Origin of the sequence: Mycobacterium paraffinicum, assembly GCF_001907675.1 — a bacterium.
In the GTDB taxonomy this organism is placed as follows: domain Bacteria; phylum Actinomycetota; class Actinomycetes; order Mycobacteriales; family Mycobacteriaceae; genus Mycobacterium; species Mycobacterium paraffinicum_A.
Genome location: NZ_MPNT01000030.1, coordinates 24,757 through 42,458, shown reverse-complemented (window position 1 = coordinate 42,458; position 17,702 = coordinate 24,757). Strand labels below are relative to the sequence as shown.

Below are 17,702 nucleotides of genomic sequence, written 5' to 3'. Positions count from 1 at the left end.
CTTGCGCGGCACCCATGTCTCTGTATACGCTTTTGCCTACGTTTCACGCTCGACAAGGAGACCGACATGGGACATCCCTGCGCTGCCAACCCGGAACTGTGGTTCGGCTATCCCGACGATGATGGTGGCGACGGCGCGGCGAAGGCCCGCGCGTATGAGCGGTCGGCCGTCGAGGCGCGCATCCAGTGCCTGCGCCGCTGCCCGTTGGCGCAGCAGCGGCGGTGCGCTCAACACGCCATCGCGCACCGCGAGGAGTACGGAGTCTGGGCCGGCGTCAAACTCCCCGGGGGCCAGTACCGCAAGCGTGAACAGTTGGCTCAGGCCCACGATGTCCTGCGGCGCATCGCGTCCGGAGAGATCAACTCCCGCCAGCTGCCGGAGAATGCGGCCTTGCTCGCCAATCACGAGCACGAGTCGGTTGCGGTGGCCGCCGTGGTGCTGCACCTGCCCCTCGCAAAGGTTGGGCCTCGCTCGGCCGCGTGAGTTCCGTCCTGCTCAGGGGCCGTTTGCTGGCGTAGCCAACGGGGTAGAGCTTCGGCACGACCGAGTCTGTCGACCCAAAGGCGGGATCCATGACGTTCGACCTGACCCCGACGGCAGCGCAGCACGACCTGGCCCGGCGGGCCCACGAGTTCGCCGAAGATGTGATCCGCCCCGTGGCGCTCCACTACGACCAACGGCAAGAGTTCCCGTGGCCGGTCTTGGAGGAGGCGGCGCAGCGCGGCTTCTACAGCCCGCTGTTTTACCGCGATCTGATCGGCGACCCGACGGGCCTGTCGTTGCCGATGTTCATGGAGGAGCTGTTCTGGGGCTGCGCCGGGATCGGGCTGGCAATCGTGATGCCGGCGTTGGCCCTCTCGGCGATCGGGCAGGCCGCATCCCCGGAACAGATGTTGGAGTGGGCGCCCGAATGTTTCGGAACTCCGGGCGATCTCAAGCTGGCAGCGCTGGCGATCTCGGAGCCCGAAGGTGGCAGCGACGTACGGAATCTGCGCACCCGCGCGCGCCGCGACGGTGACGACTGGATTATCGACGGCCACAAAATGTGGATCGGCAACGGCGGAATCGCCAATGTGCACGTGGTCAACGCCGTCGTCGACGAGGAACTCGGGCATCGCGGTCAGGCGCTTTTCGTGGTCCCCGGTGGCACGCCGGGGCTCAAGCTGGTCCGCAAGTTGGACAAACTGGGCTGCCGCGCGTCCCATACCGCCGAGTTGCTGTTCGAGGGCGTCCGCGTTCCCGGTGCCAATCTGCTTGGCGGAGAAGAGAAGCTGGAGCACAAACTCGCTAAGGCGCGCGAAGTGGTGGCGGGCGGAAAGCGGTCGGGTTCGGCCACACTGGGCACCTTCGAACAGACCCGGCCCATGGTCGCCGCGCAGGCTATCGGCATCGCACGCGCGGCGCTGGAATACGCGACGGCGTACGCCACCGAGCGCGAGGCATTCGGCGCGCCGATCATCGACAACCAGGGCATCGCCTTCCCGCTGGCGGAGCTGGCCACCCAGATCGACGCGGCGCGGTTGCTGACCTGGCGAGCGTCGTGGATGGCCGCCAACAACGTGCCCTTCGAACGCGGGGAAGGGTCGATGTCGAAAATGGCCGCCAGCGAGGTGGCAGTCAAGGCCACCGAACGCGCCATTCAGACGATGGGCGGCTGGGGCTACATCACCGATCATCCGGTGGAAAAGTGGTATCGAGATGCCAAGCTGTACACCATCTTTGAGGGCACCAGCGAGATCCAGCGAATGGTCATCGCCAACGCGCTGGGGGCCGCGGTCGGCACGCCGCCGCTGCACGTGGTTCTCGAACCGTCTGGCGGGCCACTCAACCGCGTCTTTGGTCGCGGCACCCCGCTGCGCTCCCGCGCCGCCGACACCGCCCTGTCCATGCAGGACCGGGTGCCCGAGCCCGTCATGCGCCTGGCCATGAAGGTGCTCCGACCGCCGCGTAAGTAGCGAATCTGGGTACGGTCGGTGTGGACAATGAACAACCTTGAGCCGGCACCGATCGAACTTGCCTGCGCTGCGTCACCGGGCGCGGGCACCGAGGTGCTGCGTCCCCGTGAGGTTCCGTTGGGCGGCCCTCGGGCGATGCGCGTGCGCCGCACGCTGCCACAACGCCAGCGCTCGCTGGTCGGCGCCTGGTGCTTCATCGACCATTACGGTCCGTCGTCCGCGCGCATGGACGTCCCGCCGCATCCGCACACCGGACTACAAACCGTCAGCTGGTTGTTCAGTGGGGAAGTGGAGCACAACGACAGCGCCGGCGTGGACGCCGCCGTCCGTCCCGGCGAGTTGAACCTCATGACCGCCGGCGCCGGTATCTGCCACTCGGAAGTATCGGTGACGTCGGGGGCGGCCTTGCATGGCGTCCAGCTCTGGGTCGCGCTGCCCGATTCCGATCGCGACACCGGTCGCGACTTCGCGCACTACGCGCCGGCGCCTGTACCCCTTCCGGGCGCGACGGCTCGCGTGTTCCTCGGGTACCTGGCCGGCAGCCGGTCCCCGGTGCATACCTTCACTCCGTTGCTGGGCGCCCAGCTCGATCTCGACGCCGGGACTCACCTGGACCTCGATGTCGATCCGGCCTTCGAGCATGGTGTGCTCTGCGACCTGGGGGCGGTCCGTGTTGAGGAAGCCGCGCTGGCGGTTGCCGAGCTGGCCTACCTGAACCCCGGCCGCTCGTCGTTGCGCCTGCGCAACGATGGCGACCGGCCCGCGCGGGTACTGCTGCTCGGGGGTACTCCGTTCACCGAAGAACTGGTGATGTGGTGGAACTTCGTGGGACGAAGCCACGACGACATCGTGGCTTACCGCCAACTGTGGGAGGCCGGCGACGACCGCTTCGGCTCCGTCCACGGCTACCGGGGTTCGCTTACCCGTCTGCCCGCCCCGCCGTTGCCGACCACTCGGCTGCGACCGCGACCGATACCGCAAGGAAAGGAAGACACCAATGGCCACCGATAAGACCGGGGCAGAGACGACCGTCAGCCTCGAGGAGGGCCGCTACACCATCGCCGTAGAAGGCAAGCAGGTCGGCCTCGCCGACTTCGCCGACCGCGGCGACCAGCGCGTCTTCTACCACACCGAAATCGACCCGGCGTACGGCGGACGGGGCCTGGCGACGATCCTCGTCGAGGAAGCGCTGAATGAGGCGCGCGGCGAGGGCAAGCGCATTGTTCCGGTGTGCTCGATGATCGGCACCGTGCTCAAGAAGCACCCCGAATTCGACGACATCACCGACGCCGTGACGCCGGATATCTTGCGGTGGGTGCGTTCGTAGTCGCTCCGAAACATTACGGGTTATTGCATTGCGTGCCGGTCCGGTTACCGTCGTGACTTAGATGTCCAAAAGGAAAGACTCGCGGTAATCCAGCTTCGGCATTGAGAATAGCTTTAAGAGCTGCCCCTAGTGGCAATGTTGAGGATGTCTTCTACCGACCATTTCATAATGTGACTAAAGATTGTCGCGTCGCCGACCACTAATGTTGCACACGCCCCGTTCAGGCACAATTCGATATTGCCCTTTTCCAACTCAACGACTTGAACACCGGACGCGTAGCCGAGCTTATAGAGGCTGGCGCCCAGAGCTCCTGAAGCGAGGTCCGAACGAGCAGCAGTTATCCAATTCCATATGAGATACTTCTCGACCAGTTCAAACGTCGAAAATTTCGCCACATCGTTACGCCTTTGCCCGCGGTCATCCACTACGTCGACGACCCAACCTCCGTCGCCATCCCGAAGATGCACGGAATAGTCGTCCGATTTGAAGAGAATGTCGCAGTCGCCACAACTGAGGGATGTCGTGACGTTGGTCAAACCAGCTTTGGGCGCCCACACCGACCAATTGTTCGATAATCGAGAAAAGTCTGCCATTTTCACCGTACCCGTACCAATACTCCATAACGTTCCAGTTCAAATACCGTACCATTTGTGCCGTCTGGTTTGATGATCCGGAATTGTTGGCCGCCGCCTGGCTGATGGAACCACGGCGCCACTTCAGATTGTTCGATGTGCCAGCCCGGCGGTAGGAGAGATGGGTCTCCCACCGCGTATTCAAAGTAAGGCTTCACCGCACTCTCTGGTGGGAGTGATAGCTCAGCGAAAGGCGTGCCTTCGGGCGCCAAGTAAGCGCCATAAGGGCTGCCGAAACGCCCGAGAATCGTCCCCGGTTCAAGATGCGCGTCGGGAATCACTGTCCCCGGAACCGCATAGGGTTTGGTTGCCAGCGTGTCGTCGGGATAGGACAGGCTGCCGTCGGGATGAGTGAACTCTGGGCCCGGTTCCGCCGGGTGGTAGCCGTTGAACAACTCGTGCTCCGGAGGCAGGGACGGAGGCGGCGGGGCCCCGGGGGGCACTGGGGCCCGTGGACCATCCGGCGCCACCGGCACATGCGGTCCCGCTGGTGGTCCAGCATCGGGCGGAAGCTCACCGCCGCCGCCCGGGTGCGGCCCGTGCTCGACGACGGGTGCGGGACCGGGGTGGGTGGTACCCGGTACCGGTTCACCGCTTACGCCCGGAGTTGGTGAACCGTGCGGGCTCAGGTCCGCTCCGGCGCTTGCCGCACGCTCCTCGGCGCCGCCCATTGCGCGGGCTAGGACATTGTCACCGGTCAAGCCCTCCAGCGCTTCGCGACTGAAAAGCGTCTTGAGCCCTTGCCAGGCCGCTTCACCGCCGACCTTCAGCCCGTAGCCGCCAACCGCGGTGGTAATAGCGCTCCACAACGGTTCGGGGGTGGCTTCCACCTTCCCGGGATCCGGCGTGCGCATGCCGATCAACTTGCCGCCGCTGAAGGTATAGGACGTGCCCATGGCCTGATCGAAGAATTCACCCGCGCCGTCCTTGAGCTGGCCGTAGACCTGCACCGGCTGCCCATCCACGGTGTGGGTGAACATGAAACGACCGTCGGGAGTGATCGTTATCGACGCGGGGTCGACGTCCCGGTAGTCGGGGATCTTGCCCAGGTCGTCGAGCGCGTGAGCGAGGTCCGCTTTCAGCTTGGGCAGGCTCGCACTGGCGGCCTCGCCCTCGGGCGATCCCGGCCCGTGGGTGTACAGGTCGGCCATCGCCTTGTTCAAGGCCTCCTGCGCGGCACGCACCTTGCCCATTTGATCGACCACCGCTTGGTCGGTGATCCGGCGGAGATCGGCCAGCGCCTGTAGCTGGAGCTCGGTGGGCTTCGGCGAACCGTCGGCGTCGACATCGTGAAGGGCTTCGGGATCGTATCCTTCGGTTCGCAGGTTTCCCAGCGAATTGTGTAGGCCATCGGCATAGCCATTGCGGATCGAATTAAGTTGTGCCAGTGCGGCTTTCGTGTCATCGATGGCGTCCCTCTCGCAATTGCGGATGAGGGCATCGAGGGTGTTCTTGTCCTCCGCGCTGAGGTGGGGGTCCTGCTCCATTTCGACCGCTTGGCCGATCAGGCCGTCGAGCGTTTGCAGCTGCGCCTCGAGCGCAGCGATCTCTGCCGCCGCGGCCTTCTGCGCCTCTGCCAAGGAGGCGGCGATGTTCTCCAGGTCTGCGCCGATCTTGGGCAGCTGCAGGGACTGGGTGCCGAGCGACTGGGTGACCCGTTGCACTTCGACGGAGTCGTTGATCGGATGACCGCCGTCCCGGCGGTTCCACGCAGCGTTGAAGCGGCTGCGGGCCTGCTCGAACGCGTGCTGGGCTTCACTGGTGCATCGGCCCGCTCGGTGGAATACCTCCGCCAGCGAAGCGATCTGCCCCGGGCTCCCGGCTTGCAAGCTCTTGTTGATCGCCCACGGGTCGCCGCCGGCCTCGGCGATCAGCGCCGCAATGCTTATATAGCGCAGCTGCACCGCATCACCCGCAGCCGCGTAGCGTCCCACGCCGCGACGACCATCGCCACCCCTCCTGAGCTGGCAATTACGCTACTAATGCGATTGCAGACGTCAATTCACCGCAACGCCCAAGCCTGCTGAGCCCCGGCGCAACATGCCGGAAAACACGAAGGTCACGAACTCCTCGAGTCCGTGACCTCAGCGCCTGCGGTTCGGCGAACCGCTCAAGTGTGGGCGAAGGGGGACTTGAACCCCCACGTCCCGAAGGACACTGGCACCTGAAGCCAGCGCGTCTGCCATTCCGCCACTCGCCCGGAAAAACAACCGATGGACCATACCACTCTAATAGCCACATCCCCCAACCCGCCTGGTCGGGCCGGGAGGCCGTGGGGCGCTGGGACACAACGCGTCTGAGCAGGGCCGACGAAGTTCTCAGAGTTCCGACGGTGCCGCGCCGTCGCGCTGTCCCGATAACATGCTGGGGTGAGGGGACACGGGCCGAATCGTTTGCCGCGCGCCAACGGCACGCTGTGGCAACTGCACGCGAACGGCAGGGCATGAGTAGCCAACGGGGGTTGGCCGCACGGATCGAGCGCAAGCTCGAGGCCACCGTCGACAACGCGTTCGCCCGGGTCTTCGGCGGATCGATCGTTCCGCAGGAGGTTGAGGCGCTCCTACGCCGCGAAGCCCGCGACGGCGTCCAGAAACTTCACGGCGATCGGCTTTTGGCCCCCAACGAATACATCATTACCCTCGGTAGGCACGACTTCGAGAAGGTGGGCGCCGACCCTGATCTCACGTCGGACGCTTTCGCTAGGTACTTGGTCGACTACATCCATGAACAGGGGTGGCAAACGTATGGTGATGTGGTCGTCCGGTTCGAGCGGTCGTCGGATTTGCGCACCGGGCAGTACCGCGCCCGCGGTGTTGTCAATCCCGATGTGCAGCCCCGCCCGGCGGTCCACGATGCCGTCCCGCCACAATCAAGTAGTGCGTTCGGCGCAGAACGAGGAGTAGCACCAATGACTGACGATTCGAGCTACCGCCCTCCGGGGCCTGGGCGGCCTGGCGACGAGTACTACGACGAGCGCTACGCGCGCCCGCAAGACGACGCGCGCGCCGGCGACCAGCCGCAGGGCGGGCCCGACCCGCGGGCCGGCTATCCGCCCGAGCAGGGCGGCTATCCCCCGCAGCAGGGCTACCCGCCGCCACGCCAACCCGAGCAGGGTGGCTACCCGGAGCAGGGCGGCTACCAAGGCCAGGGAGGCTACCCCGACCAGCGCGGCTACCAGGGCCCCGGCGGCTACCCAGACCAGCGCGGCTACCAAGATCAGGGCGGCTACCCCGACCAGCGCGGGTACCAGGGCCCCGGCGGCTACCCAGACCAAGCCCAGGGCGGCCCCCCGCCGCAGTATGAGCAGCGTCCTCCCGCCCCCGGCGGATACGGCGGCCAAGGCTACGAGCAGGGCTACCGCCAAGGTGGCGGCTACGCCCCGCCGCCCGCTGGAGGTCAGCAGGGCTACGGCGGCTACGGCGGCGATTACGGCCGCGGACCGGCCCGCCCGGACGAGGGCTACGCTCCGCCCGAGCAACGGCCGGCCTATCCGGAGCAGGGCGCCGGATATGAGCAAGGCGGCGGCTACGAGCAGGGCTACCAGCAGGGTGGCGGCTACGGTCGCCAGGAGTACGGGGCCGGCGACTACACGCAATATGCCGAGAACGTGCCGGCCGGGGGATACCCCGGTCAGGCCGGCGGATACCCCGAGACCGCGCACCGCGACTATGACTACGGCCAGCAGGCCGAGTATGCCCAGCCGGGCGAGTACGGCCAGCCCGCTGACTACGGGCAGCCGGCGGACTACGGCCAGCAGGCCGGCGGCTACGGGGGTTACGGCGCGGGCGGTTACGGCGCGGCCGGAACGACGGTCACCCTGCAGCTCGATGACGGCAGTGGCCGCACCTACCAGCTGCGTGAGGGGTCCAACATCGTCGGCCGTGGACAAGACGCGCAGTTCCGATTGCCCGACACCGGGGTCTCACGACGTCACCTCGAGATTCGCTGGGACGGGCAGGTGGCGCTCCTGTCGGACCTCAACTCCACTAACGGCACCACCGTCAACAACGCACCGGTGCAGGAGTGGCAGTTGGCGGACGGCGACGTGATCCGCCTGGGTCATTCGGAGATCATCGTCCGGATCCACTAAACCCGCTGGGCTCAACGCTGCCGTGCTTCGCCCCGCGTCGACCGCCGTCCAAGTATCGTGACGTTGCCGATGTGCTCGGGGTCACCGGCGCCAGGGGGTCGCTGGATTCGGGGCCAGGACGGAAAGGACGCCAGATGCAGGGACTCGTACTGCAGCTGACGCGCGCCGGATTTTTAATGTTGTTATGGGTATTCATCTGGTCCGTGTTGCGGATTTTGCGGACCGATATCTACGCGCCCACAGGTGCCGTCATGGTGCGCCGCGGCTTGGCGCTGCGTGGCACGCTCCTGCCCACGCGGCAACGCCGGCACGCCGCGCGCTACCTGGTGGTGACCGAGGGTGCGTTGGCGGGGGCGCGCATCACACTCAGCGGGCAGCCGGTGTTGATCGGAAGGGCTGACGACTCGACGCTGGTGCTCACCGACGACTACGCCTCGACGCGGCACGCCCGCCTGTCGCAGCGCGGTTCGGAATGGTACGTCGAGGATCTAGGATCGACCAACGGCACTTACCTTGACAGGGCAAAGGTGACGACTGCGGTACGAGTTCCGATAGGGACGCCGATTCGGATCGGCAAGACGGCGATCGAGTTGCGCCCGTGACCCGCGCACACGACGATGATGCCGGCGTAGCCGGGGTCGAGGAGCTGCGCCCGTGACCCTGGTCCTGCGATACGCCGCGCGCAGCGACCGCGGCCTGGTGCGCTCCAACAACGAAGACTCCGTATACGCCGGTGCGCGGCTCCTCGCCCTGGCCGACGGCATGGGCGGTCACGCCGCAGGCGAGGTGGCCTCCCAGTTGGTGATCGCCGCATTGGCCCACCTGGACGACGACGAACCCGGCGGCGACCTGCTGGCCAAGCTCGACGCTGCGGTGCGCGCCGGCAATGCGGCCATCGCGGCGCAGGTGGAGGCCGAGCCAGAGCTCGAGGGAATGGGCACCACGCTCACGGCCATCCTGTTCGCGGGCGATCGAATTGGATTGGTGCACATCGGCGACTCGCGCGGCTATCTGCTGCGCGACGGTGAACTGACGCAGATCACCAAGGACGACACGTTCGTCCAGACGCTGGTTGACGAGGGCCGGATCACGCGGGAAGAGGCGCACAGCCACCCGCAGCGGTCACTGATCATGCGCGCGCTGACCGGTCACGAGGTCGAGCCCACGTTGACCATGCGCGAGGCACGCGCCGGTGACCGCTACCTGCTCTGCTCGGACGGCCTCAGCGACCCGGTCAGCGATGAGACCATCCTCGAGGCGCTGCAGATCCCCGACGTCGCCGAAGCCGCCTACCGCCTCATCGAGCTGGCGCTGCGCGGCGGCGGACCGGACAACGTGACCGTGGTGGTAGCCGACGTCGTCGACTACGACTACGGCCAGACCCAACCGATCCTGGCCGGTGCGGTTTCCGGGGACGACGACCAAATGACGTTGCCCAACACCTCCGCGGGCCGTGCCTCGGCGATCAGGCCGCGCGACGAGGCGCCCAAACGCGTTGCACCGCAACCGGAGACACCTAACCGGCCGCGATGGCCCCGGCGGCGCATGTTCTTCGTGGTGACGCTGGCGGTGCTGTTCGTGCTCTCCGGCCTGGCCATCGGCTGGTGGGTGATTCAGCGCAACTATTACGTCACCGAGTACGACGGCAGGGTTTCGATCGTCCGCGGAATCCAAGGTTCTTTGTTGGGCGTGCCCCTGCAGCAACCGTATCTGGTGGGCTGTTTGACCGCCCGCAACGAACTCTCCCTGATCAGCTATGGGCAATCCGATCATTCGAATTGTCAGCTGATGACGTTGCGGGACTTGCGCCGTCCCGGGCAGGTCCAGGTCCAGACCGGACTGCCGGGCGGCAGCCTGGACCAGGCCGAGTCACAGCTAAGACAATTGCTCGCCGAGTACCTGCTGCCCACCTGCCCGTCCCCGCGCGCCACGTCGCCGCCGGGGCAACCCGCACCCGGGAGCGGCACCCCCGAGTCCAGTGTCGCGACATCGCCAGCACCGACCGCACCACCAACCTCTGCCCCTCCCGGCTCTAGCACCCCAGCCCCCACCAGTGCCACAGGCGGACCCGCGCCCTCGTCGACGGGCCCCGCGACCACATCGCAGACGGTCACCGCGCTTCCAGCGCCTCCACTCCAACCGGGCATTGATTGCCGGACGGTGGCATGACGACACAACTCCAGCCGCCCGTCGCGGTCACGCCTCCGCTGCCCACCCGCCGCAACGCCGAGCTGCTGCTGCTGTGCTTCGCCGCAGCGATCACCGTCGCCGCGTTGTTGATCGTCGAGGCAAACCAGGACCGCGTATTGCGCTGGAACGTTGTCAGCTACGGGCTGATATTTCTGCTCGTGTTCGGGTCGGCGCACCTGGCCATCAGACGGTTCGCTCCATATACCGATCCGCTGCTGTTGCCAATTGTGGCGCTACTCAACGGACTTGGGCTGGTGATGATCCATCGGCTCGACCTGGTGAACAATCAGCTCAGCGGCCGTCATCACCCCAGCGCCACCCAGCAGATGATGTGGACTCTGGTCGGGGTTGTCACGTTCGCGCTTGTGGTCACCTTCTTGAAAGACCACCGGCAGCTTGCGCGGTACGGTTACATCTGCGGAATCACGGGCCTGGTGCTGTTGGTGATTCCCGCACTGCTCCCGGCGTCGCTGTCCGAACAGAATGGCGCGAAGATCTGGATTCGGTTCCCCGGCTTCTCAATTCAGCCCGCCGAATTCTCGAAGATCTTGCTACTCATCTTCTTCTCCGCCGTGTTGATCGCCAAACGGGGCCTGTTCACCAGCGTCGGTAAACATTTCATGGGCCTGACCCTGCCGCGCCCGCGCGACCTCGCGCCGCTGCTGGCCGCATGGGTGATCTCGGTCGGCGTGATGGCCTTCGAAAAGGACCTCGGCACCTCGCTGCTGCTCTATGCGTCGTTCTTGGTGGTGGTTTACCTTGCGACACAGCGGTTTAGCTGGGTGGTGATCGGCCTCGTGCTGTTCGCGGTCGGCAGCGTCATCGCGTATTTCGTGTTCGCGCACGTCCGGGTCCGCGTGCAGATGTGGTGGGACCCGTTCTCTGATCCCGACGGCAGCGGTTACCAGATCGTGCAGTCGCTGTTCAGTTTTGCCACCGGCGGCATCTTCGGCACCGGGCTCGGCAACGGCCAACCCGACACCGTGCCGGCCGCGTCGACGGACTTCATCATCGCCGCGTTCGGCGAGGAGCTCGGCCTCGTCGGGCTCGCCAGCATCTTGATGCTCTACACCATCGTCATCGTGCGTGGCATGCGGACCGCCATCGCCACCCGGGACAGCTTCGGCAAGCTGCTGGCCGCGGGCCTGGCCTCCACCTTGGCCATCCAGTTGTTCATCGTCGTCGGCGGTGTGACGCAGCTGATTCCGCTGACCGGCCTGACCACACCGTGGATGTCCTACGGCGGATCGTCGCTGCTGGCTAACTACGTGCTGCTGGCGATCCTCGCTCGGATCTCCAACAGCGCCCGGCATCCGTTGCGGGGTCGTGAGCGCAAGGATTCGCCGATCGCGGCCGCCAACACCGAGGTGATCCAGAAGGTATGAACACCTCGCTGCGCCGCATCTCGATCACCGTCATGGCGTTGATCGTGCTGCTGCTGCTCAACGCCACCATGACGCAGGTGTTCGCCGCCGACTCGCTGCGCGCCGATCCGCGCAACCAGCGGGTGCTGCTGGACGAGTATTCGCGTCAACGCGGCCAGATCGTCGCCGGCGGCCAATTGCTGGCCTACTCCGTGGCCACCGACAGCCATTTCCGGTTCCTGCGCGTGTACCCCAATCCGGCGGTGTACGCGCCGGTCACCGGCTTCTACTCCCTGCGTTATTCGAGCACCGGCTTGGAACGCGCCGAGGACCCGCTGCTGAACGGATCCGACGAGCGGCTGTTCGGCCGCCGCCTGGCCGACTTCTTCACCGGCCGCGATCCTCGCGGCGGCAACGTCGACACCACCATCCGCCCGCGCGTGCAGCAGGCCGGATGGGACGCGATGCAGCAGGGTTGTGGCGGCCCGCCATGCAAGGGCGCCGTCGTCGCCCTCGAGCCGTCCACCGGCAAGATCCTCGCCATGGTGTCATCGCCGTCCTATGACCCCAATCTGCTGTCGTCGCACGATCCCGAGGTGCAGGCGCAGGCATGGCAGCGGCTCCGTGACGACCCCGACAACCCGCTGACCAACCGCGCAATCTCGGAGACCTACCCGCCCGGTTCGACGTTCAAGGTGGTCACCACCGCGGCGGCGCTGCAGGCCGGCGCGACCGACGCCGAGCAGTTGACCGCGGCGCCCTCGATCACCCTGCCCGACAGCACCGCGACGTTGGAGAACTATGGCGGCCAACCCTGCGGCAGCCAGGCCACGGTGTCGCTCAAGCAGGCGTTCGCCCTGTCGTGCAACACCGCGTTCGTCCAGCTCGGCATGCACACCGGCGCCGACGCGTTGCGCAGCATGGCGCGCGCGTTCGGAATGGACACCACCCCGAGCGTCATCCCGCTGCAGGTCGCCGAATCAACCGTCGGGATCATCCCGGACGCCGCCGCGCTGGGCATGTCCAGCATCGGCCAGAAGGACGTCGCACTGACGCCGCTGGAGAACGCCGAGATCGCCGCGACCATCGCAAACGGCGGGGTACAGATGCAGCCCTACCTGATCGACAGCCTCAAGGGTCCCGATCTGGCCAACATCAGCACCACCGTTCCCTATCAGCAGCGGCGCGCGGTGTCGCCCCAGGTCGCCGCTAAGCTAACAGAGCTGATGGTCGGCGCCGAGAAGGTCGCACAGCAGAAAGGGGCCATTCCCGGCGTGCAGATCGCATCGAAGACTGGTACCGCAGAGCATGGCACCGATCCGCGTAATACGCCGCCGCACGCGTGGTACATCGCCTTCGCGCCCGCGCAGACGCCCAGAGTCGCCGTGGCAGTGTTGGTGGAGAATGGCGGCGACCGCCTGTCCGCGACGGGAGGTGCACTCGCCGCGCCGATCGGACGGGCTGTGATCCAAGCCGCGCTACAGGGAGGACCATGAGCCCGCGAGTTGGTGTGACGCTGTCTGGCAGATACCGCCTGCAGCGCCTGATCGCCACCGGCGGCATGGGCCAAGTGTGGGAGGCGGTGGACAGCCGGCTCGGCCGGCGCGTCGCGGTCAAGGTACTCAAGCAGGAGTTCTCCCAGGATCCGGAGTTCATCGAGCGGTTCCGCGCCGAAGCGCGCACCACCGCGATGCTCAACCACCCCGGCATCGCCCAGGTCCACGACTACGGCGAAAGCCAGCTGGACGGCGAGGGCCGCACCGCCTACCTGGTGATGGAGCTGGTCAACGGTGAGCCGCTGAACTCGGTGCTCAAGCGCACGGGCCGGCTGTCGTTGCGGCACGCGCTGGACATGCTCGAGCAGACCGGCCGGGCGCTGCAGGTCGCGCACGCGGCGGGCTTGGTGCACCGCGACGTCAAGCCCGGCAACATCCTGATCACGCCGACGGGCCAGGTGAAGATCACCGACTTCGGTATCGCCAAGGCCGTCGACGCCGCCCCCGTCACGCAGACGGGGATGGTGATGGGCACCGCCCAGTACATCGCCCCCGAACAGGCTCTGGGCCACGACGCGACCCCCGCCAGCGACGTGTACTCGCTGGGAGTCGTCGGCTACGAGGTCGTGTCGGGCAAGCGGCCGTTCACCGGTGACGGTGCGCTGACGGTGGCGATGAAGCACATCAAGGAACCCCCTCCGCCACTGCCGGCGGAGCTGCCGCCCAACGTGCGGGAACTCATCGAGATCACGCTGGTCAAGAACCCGGCGATGCGTTACCGCAGCGGCGGGCCGTTCGCCGATGCCGTGGCGGCCGTGCGGGCTGGCCGCCGTCCACCCCGACCCAGCCAGTCACCGCCGCCCGGGCGGGCGTCACCGGCGGCCATTCCGTCGAGCCCGACGACCAGGGCGGCCGCCGTGCCCAGCACCCGGGCCGCGGCGCCGCGCCGATCCCGGCCCGCCACCGGAGGGCATCGCCCACCCCCGGCCCGACGCACCTTCTCGTCGGGCCAGCGCGCGTTGCTGTGGGCCGCCGGAGTGCTCGGGGCGTTGGCGATCATCATCGCGGTGCTCATCGTCATCAATTCCCGCGCCGATACCCAGCAACAGCCGCCTCCCCCGACGGTCACCGACACCGGGAGTCCGCCGGCGCCGCCGCCGGCAACCAACACCCCGAGCGGTTCCGCGTCCGGCCCCGCGCTGCGGCTGAATTGGACGGATCGACCGACGATAGGTAATTCTGGACTGCAACGAGGGCCGGCCGAACACGGGTGGGGTGAACCACTGAGGCCCAGCGCGTCACCGGCCCGACACGAGATACCACGATGACCACCCCTCAGCACCTGTCTGACCGTTATGAACTGGGCGAGATCCTCGGCTTCGGGGGTATGTCCGAGGTTCACCTGGCCCGCGACGTCCGGTTACACCGCGATGTAGCGGTCAAAGTGCTGCGCGCCGACCTCGCCCGCGACCCCAGCTTCTATCTCCGGTTCCGCCGCGAGGCCCAGAACGCCGCCGCGCTCAACCACCCGTCCATCGTCGCGGTGTACGACACCGGCGAGGCGGAGACCCCGACGGGTCCGCTGCCCTACATCGTCATGGAATACGTCGACGGCGTCACCCTGCGCGACATCGTGCACACCGACGGCCCGCTACCCCCGCGCCGGGCGATCGAGATCATCGCCGACGCCTGCCAGGCGCTGAACTTCAGTCACCAGAACGGCATCATCCACCGCGACGTCAAGCCGGCGAACATCATGATCAGCAACACCAACGCGGTCAAGGTGATGGACTTCGGCATCGCGCGGGCGATCGCCGACAGCGGCAATAGCGTCACCCAGACCGCGGCCGTGATCGGGACGGCCCAGTACCTCTCGCCCGAGCAGGCCCGGGGCGACACCGTCGATGCCCGGTCCGACGTCTATTCGCTGGGTTGTGTGCTCTACGAAATCCTCACGGGCGAACCGCCTTTCACCGGAGACTCGCCGGTCGCGGTCGCCTATCAGCACGTGCGCGAGGACCCGATTCCACCGTCGCAGCGGCACGGGGGCATCTCGGCCGACCTCGACGCCGTCGTGCTCAAGGCGTTGGCCAAGAACCCGGACAACCGCTACCAGACCGCGGCCGAGATGCGCGCCGACCTGGTGCGCGTACACAACGGCGAACCGCCCGAGGCGCCCAAGGTGCTCACCGACGCCGACCGCAGCGGCCTGATCACCTCCGGCGGAAACCAGCCCGGACCGCGCACCGATCCGCTGCCCCGGCAACCCCTCCGTCGCATCGACGACGGCGACGGTGGGTCGGTCGGTCGCTGGATCGTCGCGGTCGCCGCGCTGGCGGTGCTGACGATCGTCGTCGTCATCGCGTTCAACACCTTCGGCGGCACCACCCGCGATGTTCAGGTGCCCGACGTGCGGGGCCAGGTGTCCGCCGATGCGATTGCGGCGCTGCAGAATCGCGGCTTCAAGACGCGTACCTTGCAGAAGCCCGATTCGACGATCCCGCCCGACCACGTCATCAGCACCGACCCCGGCGCGAACGCGTCGGTGAGCGCGGGCGACGAGATCACGATCAATGTGTCGACGGGTCCCGAGCAGCGCGAAGTGCCCGACGTCTCCTCGCTGAGTTATTCCGACGCGGTCAGCAAGCTCAAGGCGGCGGGATTCAGCAAATTCAAGCAGGCCAACTCGCCGTCGAGTCCGGAGTTGCTGGGCAAGGTGATCGGCACCAACCCGCCGGCCAACCAGACGTCCGCGATCACCAACGTGATCACCGTCATCGTCGGCTCCGGGCCCGAGACCAAGCAGGTGCCCGACGTCGCCGGCCAGACCGTCGACGTCGCCCAGAAGAACCTCACCGTCTACGGCTTCACCAAGGTCACCCAGGCGCAGGTGGACAGCACGCGGCCCGCCGGGGAGGTGGTCGGCACGAATCCGCCCAAGGGCCAGACGGTTCCGGTGGATTCGGTGATCGAGTTGCAGGTGTCCAAGGGCAACCAGTTTGTGATGCCCGACCTGAGCGGCATGTTCTGGACGGACGCCGAGCCGCGGTTACGGGCGCTGGGCTGGACCGGCGTGCTGGACAAGGGCGCCGATGTGGACGCGGGCGGCTCCCAGTCGCACCGCGTGGTGTATCAGAATCCGCCGGCCGGTACCGGTTGCAACCGGGACGGGATCATCACGCTGAAGTTCGGCCAGTAGCCGCCGGATCGACCGGAAGATAGGGCTGTACCGCCGCCCGGACCTCGTTCTCCAGCCGGCGCACCAGCGTGTCGTTGCGGGCCCACCCGCAGTAGGCCAGCCAGTTCGCCAGCATGCGATGCCCGCCCTCGGTCAGGATCGACTCCGGATGAAACTGGACCCCGTGAATCGGCAACTCACGGTGCCGCACACCCATGATGACGCCGCCGCGGGTTCGGGCCGTCACCTCCAGCACCGGCGGCAGCGACTCGGGAAGTATGGTCAGCGAATGGTAGCGCGTCGCCGTGAAGGGATCCGGAAGTCCTTGCAGGACACCGGCATTGGTGTGAAAGACGCTGCTGGTCTTGCCGTGCAGCAGTTCGGGGGCGCGGTCCACGGTGGCGCCGAAGGCTACGCCGATGGCTTGATGGCCGAGGCAGACTCCGAGTAGCGGCGTGCGCTCGGCGGCGCACGCGCTCACCAGTCCGATGGAGGCACCCGCGCGTTCCGGGGTGCCCGGTCCGGGGCTGAGCAGCACACCGTCGAACCGCCGGGCGATGGCGGCCTCGTCGGAGAGTCTGGCGTCGTCGTTGCGCCACACCTCGGCCTCGACGCCAAGCTGGCCGAGGTACTGCACCAGGTTGAACACGAAGCTGTCGTAGTTGTCGACGACCAGGATCCGCACCGTGCCAGGTTACCGTCCGGCGGAAATCAGTAGCCGATGGTTCCCATCGGCTGCGCGAAATGCAGCCGATCGGGCTCGGTGTGGCCGACGACCTGCACGTCCGGCTTGACCTCTTCGCGGTAGCCGAGCCCGAATCGGACCACGTATTGCCGGTACAGGGTGACCAGGGGAGCGGCGGCCAGGGCGGCCTGCATGGCCGCCGCGTTGCCGATCGCGGTGATCGTGTAGGGCGGGCTGTAGGTCCGGCCGTTGAGCAGGAGAGTGTTGCCGACGCAGCGGGGCACCGAGGTGGCGATGATGCGCTGGTCTTGCATCTGGATCGCCTCCGCGCCGGCGCTCCACAAGGCGTTGAGCACCGCCTCGATGTCCTGCTGGTGCACCACCAGGTCGTCGGGCGACGCGTCGCGCGGAAAACGGCCGTTGGCGTCGCGCGGCGCGTCCTCCAGGGTGACGGTCAGCCCCGGGCCGTGCACCGGGTTCATGCCGGCCTCGGCGGCCAACTCGGCGGAGCGGCGCAGCATCGCCGCCAGGGCCAGATCGGAGGACCGTCCGTGCGCGGCGTCGATCTTGCCGGACAGTTCGTCGCGTTGGGCGTTGAGATGATTCACCGACGCCTGGGCCTCTCGGACCAAATCGACCAGCCGGGGCGCGTCACTGCGGCGGATCTCGGCGCCGCCGGACACCCCGTGCGTGGCGGCGAGAAGCAATCCGGCCAGCAGGCACACCACCGGGACGCCGAAGCGCCAGGGTGACCGGCCTCCGTCGCTCATCTGCTCTCCAATTTC

Annotated in this window: 15 protein-coding genes and 1 tRNA gene; 11 read left to right on the top strand and 5 right to left on the bottom strand. The window is 67.0% G+C overall.

Features of this window, described 5'->3' with window-relative positions:
• Positions 1 to 66: 66 nt before the first annotated feature.
• From BRW65_RS24280 to BRW65_RS24265, 4 genes are all read left to right on the top strand, one after another.
• On the top strand, positions 67 to 483 hold the full coding sequence (locus BRW65_RS24280) for a WhiB family transcriptional regulator (RefSeq protein ID WP_073878946.1): 417 nt from the start codon (positions 67 to 69) through the stop codon (positions 481 to 483).
• An 89-nt stretch (positions 484 to 572) separates the two neighbouring features.
• A complete protein-coding gene (locus BRW65_RS24275) occupies positions 573 to 1,955 on the top strand; it encodes an acyl-CoA dehydrogenase family protein (protein ID WP_073878944.1) in 1,383 nt (460 codons plus the stop codon).
• A gap of 27 nt (positions 1,956 to 1,982) precedes the next feature.
• The gene (locus BRW65_RS24270) at positions 1,983 to 2,966 is read left to right on the top strand and encodes a pirin family protein (protein ID WP_073878942.1); all 984 of its coding nucleotides are present in this window, start codon (positions 1,983 to 1,985) and stop codon (positions 2,964 to 2,966) included.
• On the top strand, positions 2,953 to 3,282 hold the full coding sequence (locus BRW65_RS24265) for a GNAT family N-acetyltransferase (RefSeq protein WP_073878939.1): 330 nt from the start codon (positions 2,953 to 2,955) through the stop codon (positions 3,280 to 3,282). Before BRW65_RS24270 ends, BRW65_RS24265 begins: the two co-directional genes overlap by 14 nt.
• Positions 3,283 to 3,395: 113 nt before the next feature.
• On the opposite strand, the gene BRW65_RS32425 is transcribed toward BRW65_RS24265, so the two are convergent.
• The 3 genes from BRW65_RS32425 to BRW65_RS24250 form a co-directional block, all read right to left on the bottom strand.
• Complete coding sequence (locus tag BRW65_RS32425; RefSeq protein ID WP_244168186.1) at positions 3,396 to 3,881, bottom strand: hypothetical protein; 486 nt, start codon at positions 3,879 to 3,881, stop codon at positions 3,396 to 3,398.
• Positions 3,878 to 5,818 (bottom strand): TNT domain-containing protein, encoded by a 1,941-nt coding sequence (locus tag BRW65_RS24255; protein WP_073878999.1) that lies wholly within the window; start codon positions 5,816 to 5,818, stop codon positions 3,878 to 3,880. The genes BRW65_RS32425 and BRW65_RS24255 overlap by 4 nt, the downstream gene beginning before the upstream one ends.
• 213 nt (positions 5,819 to 6,031) lie before the next feature.
• Positions 6,032 to 6,114, bottom strand: a tRNA-Leu gene (locus tag BRW65_RS24250).
• 243 nt (positions 6,115 to 6,357) lie between these two features.
• On the opposite strand from BRW65_RS24250, the gene BRW65_RS24245 reads away from it, so the two are divergent.
• From BRW65_RS24245 to pknB, 7 genes are all read left to right on the top strand, one after another.
• A complete protein-coding gene (locus tag BRW65_RS24245) occupies positions 6,358 to 8,004 on the top strand; it encodes a DUF3662 and FHA domain-containing protein (protein WP_084187954.1) in 1,647 nt (548 codons plus the stop codon).
• A gap of 134 nt (positions 8,005 to 8,138) precedes the next feature.
• On the top strand, positions 8,139 to 8,606 hold the full coding sequence (locus BRW65_RS24240) for an FHA domain-containing protein FhaB/FipA (protein WP_073878934.1): 468 nt from the start codon (positions 8,139 to 8,141) through the stop codon (positions 8,604 to 8,606).
• A 52-nt stretch (positions 8,607 to 8,658) separates the two neighbouring features.
• Positions 8,659 to 10,173 carry a PP2C family protein-serine/threonine phosphatase gene (locus BRW65_RS24235; RefSeq protein WP_073878932.1) on the top strand — a complete coding sequence of 505 codons (1,515 nt, stop codon included), beginning with the start codon at positions 8,659 to 8,661 and terminating at the stop codon, positions 10,171 to 10,173.
• Positions 10,170 to 11,579 (top strand): FtsW/RodA/SpoVE family cell cycle protein, encoded by a 1,410-nt coding sequence (locus BRW65_RS24230; protein ID WP_073878930.1) that lies wholly within the window; start codon positions 10,170 to 10,172, stop codon positions 11,577 to 11,579. Before BRW65_RS24235 ends, BRW65_RS24230 begins: the two co-directional genes overlap by 4 nt.
• Positions 11,576 to 13,054 (top strand): D,D-transpeptidase PbpA, encoded by a 1,479-nt coding sequence (gene pbpA, locus BRW65_RS24225; protein WP_073878928.1) that lies wholly within the window; start codon positions 11,576 to 11,578, stop codon positions 13,052 to 13,054. Before BRW65_RS24230 ends, pbpA begins: the two co-directional genes overlap by 4 nt.
• Complete coding sequence (locus BRW65_RS24220) at positions 13,051 to 14,382, top strand: serine/threonine-protein kinase (RefSeq protein WP_073878926.1); 1,332 nt, start codon at positions 13,051 to 13,053, stop codon at positions 14,380 to 14,382. The genes pbpA and BRW65_RS24220 overlap by 4 nt, the downstream gene beginning before the upstream one ends.
• The gene (gene pknB, locus BRW65_RS24215; RefSeq protein WP_073878924.1) at positions 14,379 to 16,253 is read left to right on the top strand and encodes a Stk1 family PASTA domain-containing Ser/Thr kinase; all 1,875 of its coding nucleotides are present in this window, start codon (positions 14,379 to 14,381) and stop codon (positions 16,251 to 16,253) included. The genes BRW65_RS24220 and pknB overlap by 4 nt, the downstream gene beginning before the upstream one ends.
• Here the strand turns inward: pknB and BRW65_RS24210 are convergent.
• Entirely contained in the window at positions 16,231 to 16,917 is a 687-nt protein-coding gene (locus BRW65_RS24210) for an aminodeoxychorismate/anthranilate synthase component II (RefSeq protein WP_073878922.1), read from the bottom strand. The genes pknB and BRW65_RS24210 overlap by 23 nt on opposite strands.
• A gap of 26 nt (positions 16,918 to 16,943) precedes the next feature.
• Positions 16,944 to 17,687, bottom strand: coding sequence for a DUF881 domain-containing protein (locus tag BRW65_RS24205; RefSeq protein ID WP_073878920.1), 744 nt, complete (start codon positions 17,685 to 17,687; stop codon positions 16,944 to 16,946).
• Between the last annotated feature and the right edge of the window lie 15 nt (positions 17,688 to 17,702).